The 13516-nt window shown below is 48.7% G+C and carries 13 protein-coding genes; 8 read left to right on the top strand and 5 right to left on the bottom strand.

Features of this window, described 5'->3' with window-relative positions; all coding sequences use genetic code 11:
* Positions 1–72 precede the first annotated feature (72 nt).
* The 4 genes from ompC to ttcA all read left to right on the top strand — a co-directional run bounded on the left by ompC (position 73) and on the right by ttcA (position 3217).
* Entirely contained in the window at positions 73–1209 is a 1137-nt protein-coding gene (gene ompC / locus OGV93_RS18385) for a porin OmpC (protein WP_047417332.1), read from the top strand.
* Between the two features lie 145 nt (positions 1210–1354).
* Complete coding sequence (locus OGV93_RS18380) at positions 1355–1567, top strand: KTSC domain-containing protein (RefSeq protein ID WP_043016208.1); 213 nt, start codon at positions 1355–1357, stop codon at positions 1565–1567.
* Positions 1568–1648: 81 nt separating this feature from the next.
* The gene (gene uspF, locus OGV93_RS18375) at positions 1649–2083 is read left to right on the top strand and encodes a universal stress protein UspF (protein WP_016153190.1); all 435 of its coding nucleotides are present in this window, start codon (positions 1649–1651) and stop codon (positions 2081–2083) included.
* 198 nt (positions 2084–2281) lie between these two features.
* Positions 2282–3217: a tRNA 2-thiocytidine(32) synthetase TtcA gene (gene ttcA, locus OGV93_RS18370; protein WP_287109923.1), complete on the top strand. Its 936-nt coding sequence runs from the start codon at positions 2282–2284 to the stop codon at positions 3215–3217.
* Between the two features lie 49 nt (positions 3218–3266).
* Here the strand turns inward: ttcA and dbpA are convergent, their stop codons facing one another.
* The 4 genes from dbpA to OGV93_RS18350 form a co-directional block, all read right to left on the bottom strand.
* Positions 3267–4640: an ATP-dependent RNA helicase DbpA gene (gene dbpA, locus OGV93_RS18365; protein ID WP_016156618.1), complete on the bottom strand. Its 1374-nt coding sequence runs from the start codon at positions 4638–4640 to the stop codon at positions 3267–3269.
* A 28-nt stretch (positions 4641–4668) separates the two neighbouring features.
* The gene (gene ynaL / locus OGV93_RS18360; RefSeq protein ID WP_200103936.1) at positions 4669–4836 is read right to left on the bottom strand and encodes a proline-rich small protein YnaL; all 168 of its coding nucleotides are present in this window, start codon (positions 4834–4836) and stop codon (positions 4669–4671) included.
* A 275-nt stretch (positions 4837–5111) separates the two neighbouring features.
* The gene (gene zntB / locus OGV93_RS18355) at positions 5112–6095 is read right to left on the bottom strand and encodes a zinc transporter ZntB (RefSeq protein WP_016153198.1); all 984 of its coding nucleotides are present in this window, start codon (positions 6093–6095) and stop codon (positions 5112–5114) included.
* A gap of 156 nt (positions 6096–6251) precedes the next feature.
* Positions 6252–7361: a methyl-accepting chemotaxis protein gene (locus tag OGV93_RS18350; protein WP_103283789.1), complete on the bottom strand. Its 1110-nt coding sequence runs from the start codon at positions 7359–7361 to the stop codon at positions 6252–6254.
* A gap of 410 nt (positions 7362–7771) precedes the next feature.
* On the opposite strand from OGV93_RS18350, the gene OGV93_RS18345 reads away from it, so the two are divergent.
* Together OGV93_RS18345 and OGV93_RS18340 are read left to right on the top strand one after the other, a co-directional pair.
* Positions 7772–9886: a putative bifunctional diguanylate cyclase/phosphodiesterase gene (locus OGV93_RS18345; RefSeq protein WP_287109920.1), complete on the top strand. Its 2115-nt coding sequence runs from the start codon at positions 7772–7774 to the stop codon at positions 9884–9886.
* A 67-nt stretch (positions 9887–9953) separates the two neighbouring features.
* Positions 9954–11186 (top strand): GGDEF domain-containing protein, encoded by a 1233-nt coding sequence (locus OGV93_RS18340; RefSeq protein ID WP_049282426.1) that lies wholly within the window; start codon positions 9954–9956, stop codon positions 11184–11186.
* 12 nt (positions 11187–11198) lie between these two features.
* Here OGV93_RS18340 and smrA read toward each other — a convergent pair whose 3' ends face one another.
* Positions 11199–11762: a DNA endonuclease SmrA gene (gene smrA, locus OGV93_RS18335; RefSeq protein ID WP_053388543.1), complete on the bottom strand. Its 564-nt coding sequence runs from the start codon at positions 11760–11762 to the stop codon at positions 11199–11201.
* A gap of 213 nt (positions 11763–11975) precedes the next feature.
* Here smrA and ogt point away from each other — a divergent pair, with 213 nt between their 5' ends.
* Both ogt and fnr read left to right on the top strand, forming a co-directional pair.
* Positions 11976–12491, top strand: coding sequence for a methylated-DNA--[protein]-cysteine S-methyltransferase (gene ogt, locus OGV93_RS18330; protein ID WP_016153203.1), 516 nt, complete (start codon positions 11976–11978; stop codon positions 12489–12491).
* Between the two features lie 194 nt (positions 12492–12685).
* Positions 12686–13438: a fumarate/nitrate reduction transcriptional regulator Fnr gene (gene fnr, locus OGV93_RS18325; protein WP_003020397.1), complete on the top strand. Its 753-nt coding sequence runs from the start codon at positions 12686–12688 to the stop codon at positions 13436–13438.
* The last annotated feature ends 78 nt before the right edge of the window (positions 13439–13516 follow it).

The raw sequence follows: 13516 nt of genomic DNA, 5'->3' as shown, positions 1-13516 counted from the left end.
TTCTCCTTTAGCATGCTTTTACTCCCTACATGGGTAGTCACAGGTTAATAAAAAAACTAAAGGATTATTTCAATGAACAGAAAAGTACTGGCTCTCGTAATTCCTGCCCTGCTGGCTGCAGGCGCTGCTCACGCGGCTGAAGTTTATAATAAAGACGGCAACAAATTAGATCTTTATGGCAAAGTAGACGGCCTGCATTATTTCTCTGATGATTCTTCCAAAGATGGTGATCAGTCTTATGTTCGTCTGGGCTTCAAAGGCGAAACTCAGATTAACGACCAACTGACTGGTTACGGTCAGTGGGAATACAACGTTCAAGCTAACAATACTGAATCTTCAGAGAATCAGTCCTGGACCCGTCTGGCATTTGCTGGCCTGAAATTTGGCGACTACGGCTCATTCGACTACGGCCGTAACTACGGCGTTCTGTACGACGTGGAAGGCTGGACTGATATGCTGCCGGAATTTGGTGGCGACTCTTACACCAACGCCGATAACTTTATGACAGGTCGTGCTAACGGTGTGGCAACCTACCGTAATACTGATTTCTTCGGTCTGGTTAACGGTCTGAACTTTGCCCTACAGTATCAGGGTAACAATGAAGGTGCTTCTAATGGTCAGGAAGGCACCAATAACGGTCGCGATGTTCGTCATGAAAACGGCGACGGCTTTGGTATTTCCACCACTTATGACTTTGGTAAGGGCTTCAGCGCTGGCGTGGCATACGCATCATCTGACCGTACGAATGAACAAGTCAGTGCAGGTAATGCTCTTGGTCAGTATGCAGGCGGTGACAAAGCTGACGCTTGGACTGCGGGTCTGAAATACGATGCAAATAACATCTATCTGGCAACCATGTATTCTGAAACCCGCAACATGACTCCGTTTGGAAGCACGGATAGTGATAACGGCGGTGGCATTGCAAACAAAACTCAAAACTTTGAAGTTACTGCTCAGTACCAGTTTGACTTCGGTCTGCGTCCGGCAGTGTCTTTCCTGATGTCTAAAGGTAAAGATCTGAACAATGTCGATGGCGACAAAGATCTGGTTAAATATGCTGACGTAGGTGCGACTTACTACTTCAACAAAAACATGTCTACCTACGTTGATTACAAAATCAACCTACTGGACGAAGACGATAGCTTCTACGCTAACAACGGCATCTCTACCGATGACGTAGTAGCACTGGGTATGGTTTACCAGTTCTAATCCGTCAGCCCGCTGGCAACAGCGGGCTCTCTTTATGTTCTAACAATTCTGTTTTATCCAGATCAAAACATTATATCTGTTGCGCTAAAACACATCTCTGATAGATGATATCTTGCATTAAGACCTGTAGTAGAGGATACCTGCAATGAATCATCATCCTGTAAAATCATCCCGTATTGCATCCGTCGGCTATGACGAATCCTCCCGCACGCTAGAAATTCGCTTTCACCAGTTGGCTACTCTGCAATATCAGCATGTCCCTGCTCGTATTTTTCGTGATTTCCTGAGCGTCGTTTCTAAAGGTCGATTTTACGATGGAGTAATAAAAGGAAAGTTTCCTGAAATAAAAATAAAGTGATGCCAAAATGTGATCTTTGTCATTGTACATAAAGTGCCATTACGCGGTAAGCTTTGGGTGGATACTTAAACAGGAGGTTTTATGAACAGAACGATTCTTGTACCCATCGATATTTCAGACTCAGAATTAACTCAACGTGTTATTGCCCATGTTGAAGCAGAGGCAAAAATTGACGATGCACAGGTTCATTTTTTGACCGTAATTCCGTCACTGCCCTATTATGCTTCCCTGGGATTGGCCTACTCGGCAGAGTTACCGGCCATGGAAGATCTGAAAGCCGAAGCAAAATCTCAACTGGAAGAGATTATCAAGAAGTTCAATATCCCAACGGACAGAGTGCACGTTCATGTCACAGAAGGTGCGCCAAAAGATAAGATTCTGGAGATGGCCAAAAAATTACCGGCTGATATGGTCATTATTGCCTCACATCGACCTGACATCACCACCTACCTGCTGGGGTCTAACGCCGCAGCCGTGGTGCGTCATGCGGAGTGTTCGGTACTGGTAGTCCGCTAAGCTGTCTGGCCCGCACATCGCTGCGGGCTTTTTGTTTCTACCTGTTATACCCCACGATTCCTGTCCTAAATGTGCTGACATTTTTCCCGCTTATCCGTACCATACACGCCACAGTTTTTATATCAGACTTCTTTTGCCGGACTATCCGGCGTGATGCATACTCTTCTGATGCCACACTATGAATTGAGCCTCTATTAAATGTCGCAAAATCAAGATATTAGCAAGAAAGAACAATACAACCTGAACAAATTGCAAAAACGTCTGCGCCGTAACGTGGGCGAAGCCATTGCCGACTTCAATATGATCGAAGACGGCGATCACATTATGGTGTGCCTTTCCGGGGGGAAAGACAGCTATACCATGCTGGAGATCCTGCGTAATTTGCAGCAAAGCGCCCCGATCAGTTTTTCCTTAGTTGCGGTTAACCTCGATCAGAAACAACCAGGCTTCCCGGAGCATATTCTGCCGGAATATCTGGAACAACTGGGCGTGGAGTATAAGATTGTCGAAGAAAACACCTACGGGATCGTCAAAGATAAAATCCCTGAAGGCAAAACGACCTGCTCGCTCTGTTCTCGCCTGCGTCGCGGCATTCTGTACCGCACGGCAACTGAGTTAGGCGCCACCAAGATTGCGCTCGGTCACCATCGCGACGACATCCTGCAAACACTGTTTTTAAACATGTTCTACGGCGGGAAGATGAAAGGTATGCCGCCGAAACTGATGAGCGATGACGGTAAACATATCGTTATCCGTCCGCTGGCTTACTGCCGTGAGAAAGATATCGAGCGTTTCTCCGAAGCGAAAGGTTTCCCGATTATTCCATGTAATCTGTGCGGCTCACAGCCTAACCTGCAGCGTCAGGTCATTGCCGATATGCTGCGCGACTGGGACAAACGCTATCCAGGGCGTATTGAAACCATGTTCAGCGCAATGCAGAACGTTGTACCTTCACATCTGAGCGATATCAATCTGTTCGATTTTAAAGGCATCAGGCACGGTTCAGAGGTTGTGGACGGCGGTGATTTAGCGTTCGATCGTGAAGAGATCCCGTTGCAGCCTGCGGGGTGGCAGCCAGAAGAAGATGATGCTCAACTGGATGAGCTGCGCCTGAACGTCGTGGAAGTGAAGTAAGTCGATAGTGCCGGATAAGCGGAGCGCCATCAGGCGCTCCGACGAGTGGTTATTTCAATAACCGAACCCGGCAAGTCTTGCCTTTTATCTTACCGTTTTGCAATTGCTTCCATGCCTTATGCGCTACAGTCTGGCGAACCGCGACATAGACATGCGCCGGATGAACGGCAATTTTGCCGATATCGGCGCCTTCCAGACCAATATCACCGGTCAGCGCACCGAGAACATCGCCGGGACGCATTTTAGCCTTTTTACCGCCATCAATGCATAACGTCGCCATCTCAGCTTCCAGCGGCAGGATTGGACCGTTAGCTGGAGCTGGCAGCCAGTTCAGCTTCAGTTGCAGCATTTCAGAAAGAATATTGGCCCGCTGCGCTTCTTCCGGTGCACAGAAGCTAATCGCCAGACCACTGTTGCCGGCACGCGCGGTACGTCCGATACGATGGACGTGGACTTCCGGATCCCACGCCAGTTCGAAGTTAACCACCAGCTCAAGTGATTTAATATCCAGACCACGCGCGGCCACATCGGTAGCAACCAGAACGCGCGCGCTGCCGTTGGCAAAACGCACCAGCGTCTGATCGCGATCGCGCTGCTCAAGATCGCCATGCAGTGAGAGAGCGCTTTGCCCCGCCGCATTCAGTGCGTCACACACGGCCTGACAATCTTTTTTGGTATTACAAAAAACTACGCATGATGCAGGTTGATGCTGACTGAGCAATTTTTGCAGCAGCGCAATTTTGCCGTGGCTGGAAGTTTCGAAAAACTGCTGCTCAATCGCCGGCAGCGCGTCAACGGTATCAATTTCGATCGTTAATGGATTTTGTTGCACCCGGCCACTAATGGCGGCAATGGCTTCCGGCCAGGTCGCAGAAAACAGTAAGGTCTGACGCGAAGCCGGCGCAAAGCGAATGACATCATCAATCGCATCGCTAAAGCCCATATCCAGCATGCGATCGGCTTCATCCATCACCAGCGTATTCAGGGCATCCAGAGAAACAGTGCCTTTTTGCAGATGGTCGAGTAAACGCCCTGGCGTTGCGACAATAATATGTGGCGCATGCTGCAGGGAGTCACGCTGTGCGCCAAAGGGCTGCCCACCGCACAACGTTAAGATCTTGGTGTTAGGCAGAAAGCGCGCTAAGCGACGCAGCTCACCCGCCACCTGGTCAGCAAGCTCGCGCGTTGGGCACAGCACCAGGGACTGCGTCTGAAACAGCGCGACATCAACATGCTGTAATAATCCAAGACCAAAAGCCGCCGTTTTGCCACTGCCGGTTTTAGCCTGCACGCGAACATCTTTCCCCGCCAGAATTGCCGGTAACGCAGCAGCCTGAACAGGCGTCATTTCAAGATAACCCAGCTCGTTAAGATTCTCGAGTTGGGCAGCAGGTAAAACATTCAGGGTTGAAAAAGCGGTCACAATTTAATCTCGCGGTAAAAACTCACAATCAGCAGGCGCGTATCCTCGCAGATCTGCGCCCGCGATGCGACAATTTAATCGGCTCTTCATCCGGTGGGGGATCCGGCATTGGCTGCGGACGAGGTATGGGATCGGGAATGGGAACCGGGTCGGTCGGTAGCGAATCAGTGTGCGGCGTTACAATCAGACAGTTCATATACCCCTCCAGTTATTCAGGTTGGCTCTTTTAGGGTAGACGCTGATTTCCTGCAGGCAAAAAAAAGCCGACTAATCTAAGTCGGCGTCGTACGAATCAATTGTGCTATGCAGTAATTCAAAAAAGGAAGTAAGACAATATGGAGCGCAACGCCCATCGCTTGACGTTGCATTCACCTGCGAGAGAGATATTGCCCCGAATAGGTAGATGGTTTATTGACTTCGCTCAAAAACCAGGACGTTTTCATGCGCAAAAGTCACTAAAAAACGTTGTTGTTACAACCATTTACTACGATGCAACCATAAAGTAACACCACCAATCAGGACCACTAACAGAATACAAAAAAGTGAGAAGCCAAACTGCCAGCCACCGCCAGGGATACCGCCGAGGTTAACGCCAAACAGCCCGGTTAAAAATGTGCTGGGAAGAAAAACCATTGCCATCAATGACATTGTATACGTTCGGCGAGCCAGAGACTCCTGCATAACCTGCGCAATTTCATCCGCCATAATACCGGTCCTGGCAATACAGGCATCTATTTCATCCAGCCCTCTCCCTAGCCTGTCAGCGATATCCTGCATCCGCCGCCGATGGTCGTCGGTCATCCAGGAAAAACGTTCGCTCGCCAGCCGGGAATAGACATCGCGTTGAGGCGCCATATAGCGGCGCATCACAATTAACTGCTTACGCAGCAATGCCAGGAAACCACGCGGCGGAATCTGCTGATCGAGCAGGTTATCTTCCAGATCGATAATCTTATCGTGCAATTGTTCGATAAACTCACTGGCATGATCGGTTAGTGCATCGCAAACATCCACCAGCCAACTACCACAATCAGCCGCTCCCGTGCCTTCCTGGAGATCGCTGACCACATCATCCAGCGCCAAGACTTTACGCTGACGCGTTGAGACAATCAGACGTTCATCCATATATAAGCGCATCGCAACCAGTTGGTCAGGTCGCTCGTCGGTGCTGCCGTTAATACAGCGCAGCGTAATCAACGTACCTTCCCCTACCCGGCTTACGCGTGGGCGCGTGCTTTCACCCGCCAGCGCATCACGCACGTTATTGGGAAGTAAAGGCGTTGTCGCCAGCCATTGCGCGCTTTCAGGATGGGTATAATTAAGATGCAGCCAGCAGGGATGTTGACTGTCGATAACATCGTTATCTTCCAGTGGCTTCACCCCACCACGGCCATCCAACAGCCAGGCAAACACGGCATCCGGCACATTAACATCCGTTCCCTTAATGGCTTCCACAGCGCCTCCACAAACATTCAGCTTTTTTCGTTAGTCTAGCTGTCAGAATATGTTAAGCAATATCTCATTGTCCCATTGTGCTGAAATGATTCATAAAAAGTATCTGATAATAAGAAAAGCGCCGACGAATGCGGCGCTGGTTACGAGATGCCCCTCTCAGGCCCGCTGGCGTCTCTCTGATTCAAGTGCATGACTTAAGCGAAATTTATGCGTTCGCGATTGAAGGTCAATCACCTGATTTTTCAGGATACCTGATGAGTCAGAAAGCTCATCAACCATAATGGCATTACTTTGGGTGACGTTCTCCAGTTCGGCCAGAGCATGGGTAATTCTGATAATTCCTTTCTCCTGCTCCTGCGTAGTGGTTAATATCTCGCCCATCAGTTGGTTTAATTGCCCGGCCCCCCCGACAATATCATGCATGTTTTTCTCAGCTTCACGCACAATAGCAGCGCCTTGCTGAACATTTTGATGGGTTTGGGCAATCAGTTGCTTAATATTCTTAGCTGCATCTGCACTGCGGTGTGCAAGCATTCTTACCTCACCGGCCACCACAGAAAAACCTTTGCCATGTTCACCGGCCCTTGCAGCTTCCACAGCAGCATTCAATGCCAGAATATTGGTCTGGAATGCAATACCATCTATCAGCGTAATAATTTCTGTCATTTGCTGTGCGCATTCGGTAATTGAACGCATATTTGTCGCAACCTGCACCATTAATTCGCCACCCTGACGTGCGCATTGCGTGGCAATTGTTGCCTGGGCGCTGGCTATTTGCGTGTTATCAGCATTATTTCGCGTATTAACCGCTATTTCATCCATGTTAGCAGCCGTCTGCATTAATGCTCCGGATTGCTGTTCTGTTTTCACTGAAAGCTCGGCGCTGCGTTCCGCCAGCTGTTCAGAAAGCGTCATCGCCGTTTGCGAGGATGTTCTGATCTCATTAACGAGTGCAGAAATATTACTTGATAAGCTATTGATGCCAGGAATTAGTCTACCCGCACAGTTATTACCAAACTCGGGAATACTGATTGCCAGATTCCCGGATGTTACTTCTTCAATGCTTCTTTTAACCGTATTAATCGGCATGACCAGATATTTCGTCATGTACCACCACAAACATAATATAGAAATAATGCTTACCGCATTAGTACCAATAATAATTTCTGGGGTAGCCGAAAAAATCATTTCAACAACATTGAGCACAACGGCTGTAATGAGCAGAAATAAAATAATGAAGGTTCTGACGCTAATATCATTTAACATTTTAACCCTGTGCACCAAGAAATAACGTGGATGTTATTTTTATAGCATCTGCAATACAGATTTCCATTGCTCTGTGACGAAAGCTGAACTTTCAATGAGAGCCAGCAGACCTTTTACTTAAGTCAATAAATTACACTAGCCATTCATAATAGTTCAGCACTTTATCCCGCCAATGGCGGTAATGTTCCCCACCATCAGATTATTGTGATGGCGAGCACGTGACGAGCATAAAACACACAGAAACATAATTTTTATGAATGCTTATATAAGTAATGGCTTATCATTTTCAATATCTTGCTCTTCGCTCTAATACTCATTGTAAAAACACAAGAACATTCCTGGTTTTATCAGGTTAACTGGACAAAACCTGCTAGATTTATCATCACGGCTTTTTTTCGATAGGTAGTAAGATGTTGCACGTGTCGTGGGACCCTGTATTGATTGGGATTTCCTTTGTTGTCGCGTTTATTGCCTCCTTTATTGCCCTCGACAGTGCGGGTAAGGTAGCAATTTCCAGCAAACGTGAATCTACCTTCTGGCGGCTATCTGGCGGTGCTACGCTGGGTATGGGGATCTGGTCGATGCATTTTATCGGTATGCTGGCCATGAAAATGACTATGCCGATCAATTATCACCTATCACTCACCGCGTTTTCGTTCTTTATTGCGCTCATTTCTGCAACCCTCGCCATCAATATCGCTATTTCCGGTAATACGCTATCAACAAAACGACTGGTCATTGCCACCAGCATATTGAGTACCGGCGTTGTCACGATGCACTACGTTGGCATGTATGCCATTATCGAACATGTGGCCATCTCATGGGATCGCTCGCTGATTTTGCTCTCTGTAATTATTGCCGTCGTTGCGTCTGGCGTAGGTTTATGGCTGGCCTTCCATTTACGCCAAAACACCCGTCGCGTGCTGATTAACCGACTTATTGCAGCCCTTATTATGGCGCTGGCAATTGCTTCTATGCATTACACCGGTATGGGAGCGGCAACGTTCACCCATTTTGGACACACTGCGCACGATGGGCTCAGTACGCTGGAACTCTCTGTCTGGGTCTGCGCCGTCACGCTGATTATTTTGGGTATCATGCTGGTCGTCTCGATGGTGGATTCACAACTGCGCACTTCCCGACTGGCTGACAACCTGCATCAGTTGAACTGCCAGCTTGAACATCAGGTCCACTTCGACGCGCTGACTGGACTTGCTAATCGAACGCAAATAGATACCCGCTTACAGGCCTGCCTGCGGCATTCCAAATTGCATCAACAGCATTTCGCGTTGGTATTTATCGACCTCGATCGTTTTAAAGTCGTTAACGATACTTGGGGGCATCACATCGGCGATCAACTGCTGATTGCCAGTACACAGCGTATCTACAGTTGCCTTGATGATTCAATGACGCTGGCAAGACTGGGGGGAGATGAATTTATCCTGCTGGTTCCAGACTGCAACCCGCAGGCTATCTCCGCCTTGCTTGCGCGAATTTCAGATGCGATCGGTGACCCCTTTACCTTATTCGGTCATACCATTCGGGTTTCGTTAAGTGCGGGGAGCAGTATTTATCCCGAACATGGCTCGACACTGCATGAGCTAAAAGTGAAGGCCGATATGGCGATGTATCATGTCAAACAGGCGGGCAGAAACGGCTGGGCTATTTATAGTCCCCAGATGGAAGCTATCGCAGATACGCCGCCGACATTTCTACAGGAACTTTCACAAGCGCTTGAACGCAACCAGTTTGAGCTATGGTATCAGCCTAAATATACCGCCGGAGATCATTCCCTGACTGGTTTTGAAGCGTTATTACGCTGGCATCATCCGGAGCGCGGCATGCTGCTACCGGCTGAATTTCTGCCTGCGCTGGAAGAAACGGGCCTGATTATTCCCGTCGGCAAATGGGTTATCCAACAGGCATGTTTGCAGTTGCATCAGTGGACATTACAAGGGAATACAGAATGGACGCTCGCCGTTAACCTCTCTCCCGCCCAGTTTGAACAGCATGATATTATTGATGTTGTTTGCAACGCCCTGGCGCAATACCAACTTTCACCTGCCTCTCTCACGCTGGAGCTCACGGAGAGCACTGCACTTAAAAATTTAAAACGCAGTATTGAAATCCTGAATGCTTTTTCGGCTTTGGGGATCACCGTTTCTATTGATGATTTCGGCACTGGTTATTCAAATATATTGATGTTGAAGTCACTGCCGGCACGGGAATTAAAAATCGACAGGATATTTGTCAAAGATATTAGCGAGAACAGTAAAAATACAAAAATTGTGTCTACCATTATTGACATAGCTCACTCCATGAATATGCGCGTGGTGGCTGAAGGAATAGAAACCCAGGAGCAGGAAATACTTCTTACCCAGATGGGGTGTAGCATGCTGCAAGGTTTCCTGTTTGCAAAACCGCTGCCAGCGCATAAGATTCATGAACTGATCCAATCAGAAAACAGCATCAAACAAAAGCCAGTCGTACAACCCTTGTCTCACCGACAATCAATAACTTTGTGAGACTGTAATATCTAAAATATTCGCCATTAAACGGGCAACACAGCAGATAAAGATAACGGGATTATCGATGAGCACAACCGAGCTGCATTCACTGGATTTGTTAACCTTTCCGGTGTGGATTGTTTCGCCACAAACCGAAGAACTGGTGTTCGCTAATATCGTTGCACGTGAGTTAATGCGGGATCTCTGTTTTTCCCCACTGCGCAAGGGCATATTCTCAACGCATTCTCAAAATGATTTAACCATGTATCTCAGTGACTTGAGCAATCATCATCACGTTGTTGAGATCCTCACGGTTTACCGCGATGGTGAGGAAATCGCGTTGGCCAGCCGCCTGTCCATTAAATCTCTGCCGGGCGTGGGGGATGTTATCCTTTTCGAAGGCATTGAAACGCCTACTGCGCAAGGTCTGAAAGCCAGCCGTTCAGCAACTTATCAACGAAAAAAACAGGGCTTTTATGCGCGTTTTTTCCAGACCAACTCCGCGCCAATGTTACTGATTGATCCGTCCCGCGATGGCCTGATCGTTGATGCAAACCTCAGTGCCCTGAATTTTTATGGTTACAACCTTGATGTGATGTGCCAGAAACATACCTGGGAGATCAACATGCTGGGCCGCCATATATTGCCGGTAATGCATGAAATCGCCCATCTGCCCGGCGGCCATAAGCCTTTGCACTTTGTCCATAAACTGGCAGACGGCACCTCACGTCATGTGCAAACCTACGCCGGACCGATTGAAATTTACGGTAATAAACTCATGTTGTGCATTATTCATGACATTACCGAACAAAAACGGCTGGAACAGGAGCTTGAGCATGCCGCTCTGCGTGACCCCTTAACGGGATTACTTAATCGCCGGCATTTTTATCAGGTAACCGAGCCGGAGCAGACGCATGCGGTATCATTGACGCAGGACTACAGCCTGTTATTGATCGACACCGATCGTTTTAAAAGCATTAACGATCTCTTCGGTCATTTAAAAGGCGATGAAGTGCTTTGTGCTCTGGCCCGCACACTGGAATCCTGTGCACGAAAAGACGATCTTATTTTTCGCTGGGGTGGTGAAGAATTTGTGCTGCTGCTGCCGCGAACCTCGCTGGATGTCGCCCTCAATCTTGCAGAAGTGATCCGCGCAACGGTAGCCAAGGTTACTCTCCCTGGTCTTCCCCGCTTTACCGTCAGCATTGGCGTTGCGCGGCACGAAACGAACGAAAGTATTGATGAATTATTCAAACGCGTGGACGACGCGTTGTACAAAGCCAAGCACGAAGGCAGGAACAGAGTACTGGCCGCCTGATGAATACGTTGATCAGCGGCTGCGCTTAGCGTGACGCTCCCAGTTTTCCTGTTTTGCCTGCGCGGTTTTACGTAATGCCACATAGCATGCCCCGCTGCCGCCGTGATGCGGCAAAGCGGCGCAGTAAGCCTGGACGTCATCAAATTCTGTCAGCCAGCGCGCCACATAGCTGCGAACAATATTGGCATGAGCGTTATCGTCACGCCCCTTACCGTGTATCACCAGCACGTTACGTAATCCATCTTGCTGTGCCTGCAGAATAAAACTGAATAGCATCTGACGGCATGTTTCTACGGGCTGGCGGATGAGATTAAGGCTCGCCTGCTGCGGATATCTTCCGGTTCGCAGTTTGTCAGTCACGCCGTGCTGTAAACCTTCGCGACGAAACTCCAGCGGCTCGTTCAACGGGATAATATCGAGAAACCCCGTCGTGAGAAAGTTATCCAGTTGAAGCGTATCGATACGCGCCGGAGTGCGGATATTACGCGTTGGCTGCCAGTGTACATCGGCGCAGCCCTTCAGTGGTTGGACATCCCCCATAGCATCCAGAAACAGCGAAGCATCATCAAGATTCATGTTTCTTCCTCCAGCGAATTACGACGAGCATTATCATAACCGCGCACTATTATACCGACAACGGTTTACGATTATTTCCAATAATTCACCTGGCTCGCTCCGCTGAAAAGATCTACTCACGACATACAGATATCCGTTTTTAGGGGTATAGCTGCAACTGTTGCTGCCGTGATAATGTGTAACCTCGCCTGAACGCTGTAATGAGAGAAACGGATGCTGAACTTACTGGAAGACACCATCGACACGCCGCTGGGCCCGCTGTGGGTTATTTGTGATGAGCAATTTCGCCTGCGCGCGGTGGAATGGGATCAGCACCGCGATCGCATGGAACAATTGCTGGATATTCATTACCGCACAGAAGGTTATCAGCGTATTACAGCCAAAAACCCTGGCGGATTAAGCGATAAACTGTCGGAGTATTTTGCCGGGAATCTCAGCATTATTGACACGCTGGAAACGGCAACGGCTGGCACGCCTTTCCAGCGTGAAGTCTGGCAAGCATTACGCACTATCCCGTGTGGGCAGGTCATGCACTATGGTCAACTGGCCGAACAGTTAGGGCGCGCCGGTGCTGCAAGAGCCGTCGGTGCGGCCAATGGCGCCAACCCGGTAAGCATTGTAGTCCCCTGCCATCGCGTCATTGGGCGTAACGGCACCATGACTGGATATGCTGGCGGCGTGCAGCGAAAAGAGTGGTTATTGCGTCACGAAGGTTATTTGCTACTCTAGATTCCAGGCAATTAATGCCTTATTCGTCACACTTTCGCATAATGTGACCACAAATTAAATGCGGTTAATCAAGGAGATACAAACATTCATTCCGGTTATACCTGAATTATTCTCTATTGGGAGTAGCTCAGGCTTACGTGCTCACCAAAAAGATGTTAAAATTGACAAATATCAATTACGGCTTGAGCAGACCTATGATCCCGGAAAAGCGAATTATACGGCGCATTCAGTCTGGCGGTTGTGCTATCCATTGCCAGGATTGCAGCATCAGCCAGCTTTGCATCCCGTTCACACTTAACGAGCATGAGCTTGACCAGCTCGATAACATCATCGAGCGCAAAAAGCCTATCCAAAAGGGGCAAACGCTCTTTAAAGCAGGTGATGAACTTAAATCACTCTACGCTATCCGCTCCGGAACGATTAAAAGCTATACCATTACCGAACAAGGCGATGAGCAAATTACCGGCTTCCATCTGGCGGGTGATCTGGTCGGTTTTGACGCGATTGGCAGCGGACATCACCCGAGCTTTGCCCAGGCGCTGGAAACCTCAATGGTTTGCGAAATTCCTTTCGAAACCCTTGATGACCTGTCCGGAAAAATGCCGAATCTGCGTCAGCAGATGATGCGTCTGATGAGTGGCGAAATCAAAGGCGACCAGGATATGATCCTGCTGTTGTCGAAGAAAAATGCAGAAGAGCGCCTGGCGGCCTTTATCTACAACTTGTCTCGCCGCTTTGCCCAGCGCGGATTCTCGCCTCGTGAGTTCCGCCTGACCATGACCCGCGGCGACATCGGTAACTACCTGGGTCTGACGGTTGAAACCATCAGCCGCCTGTTGGGTCGTTTCCAGAAAAGCGGTATGCTGGCAGTGAAAGGCAAATACATTACTATTGAGAATAGCGACGCGCTGGCAGTTCTTGCTGGCCACACGCGTAACGTTGCGTAATCTTTCCGCAAGCATTTCTGTTATCCTTCTGTCAAATCGCTAAATTTTCCCGATTTATTGATCTGGCAGGAGGTTCTC

Source organism: Citrobacter sp. Cb031, from assembly GCF_030336725.1.
Taxonomy (GTDB): Bacteria; Pseudomonadota; Gammaproteobacteria; order Enterobacterales; family Enterobacteriaceae; genus Citrobacter; species Citrobacter braakii.
Note: the sequence above shows the minus strand (reverse complement) of the source record. Positions and strands in the feature narration are given on the sequence as shown.

Excerpts from the sequence above, each read along its gene's own strand:
- ompC (WP_047417332.1), top strand. The coding sequence starts at position 73 with ATGAACAGAAAAGTACTGGCTCTCGTAATTCCTGCCCTGCTGGCTGCA.
- OGV93_RS18380 (WP_043016208.1), top strand. The coding sequence starts at position 1,355 with ATGAATCATCATCCTGTAAAATCATCCCGTATTGCATCCGTCGGCTAT.
- uspF (WP_016153190.1), top strand. The coding sequence starts at position 1,649 with ATGAACAGAACGATTCTTGTACCCATCGATATTTCAGACTCAGAATTA.
- ttcA (WP_287109923.1), top strand. The coding sequence starts at position 2,282 with ATGTCGCAAAATCAAGATATTAGCAAGAAAGAACAATACAACCTGAAC.
- ynaL (WP_200103936.1), bottom strand. The coding sequence starts at position 4,836 with ATGAACTGTCTGATTGTAACGCCGCACACTGATTCGCTACCGACCGAC.
- OGV93_RS18350 (WP_103283789.1), bottom strand. The coding sequence starts at position 7,361 with ATGTTAAATGATATTAGCGTCAGAACCTTCATTATTTTATTTCTGCTC.
- OGV93_RS18345 (WP_287109920.1), top strand. The coding sequence starts at position 7,772 with ATGTTGCACGTGTCGTGGGACCCTGTATTGATTGGGATTTCCTTTGTT.
- OGV93_RS18340 (WP_049282426.1), top strand. The coding sequence starts at position 9,954 with ATGAGCACAACCGAGCTGCATTCACTGGATTTGTTAACCTTTCCGGTG.
- smrA (WP_053388543.1), bottom strand. The coding sequence starts at position 11,762 with ATGAATCTTGATGATGCTTCGCTGTTTCTGGATGCTATGGGGGATGTC.
- ogt (WP_016153203.1), top strand. The coding sequence starts at position 11,976 with ATGCTGAACTTACTGGAAGACACCATCGACACGCCGCTGGGCCCGCTG.
- fnr (WP_003020397.1), top strand. The coding sequence starts at position 12,686 with ATGATCCCGGAAAAGCGAATTATACGGCGCATTCAGTCTGGCGGTTGT.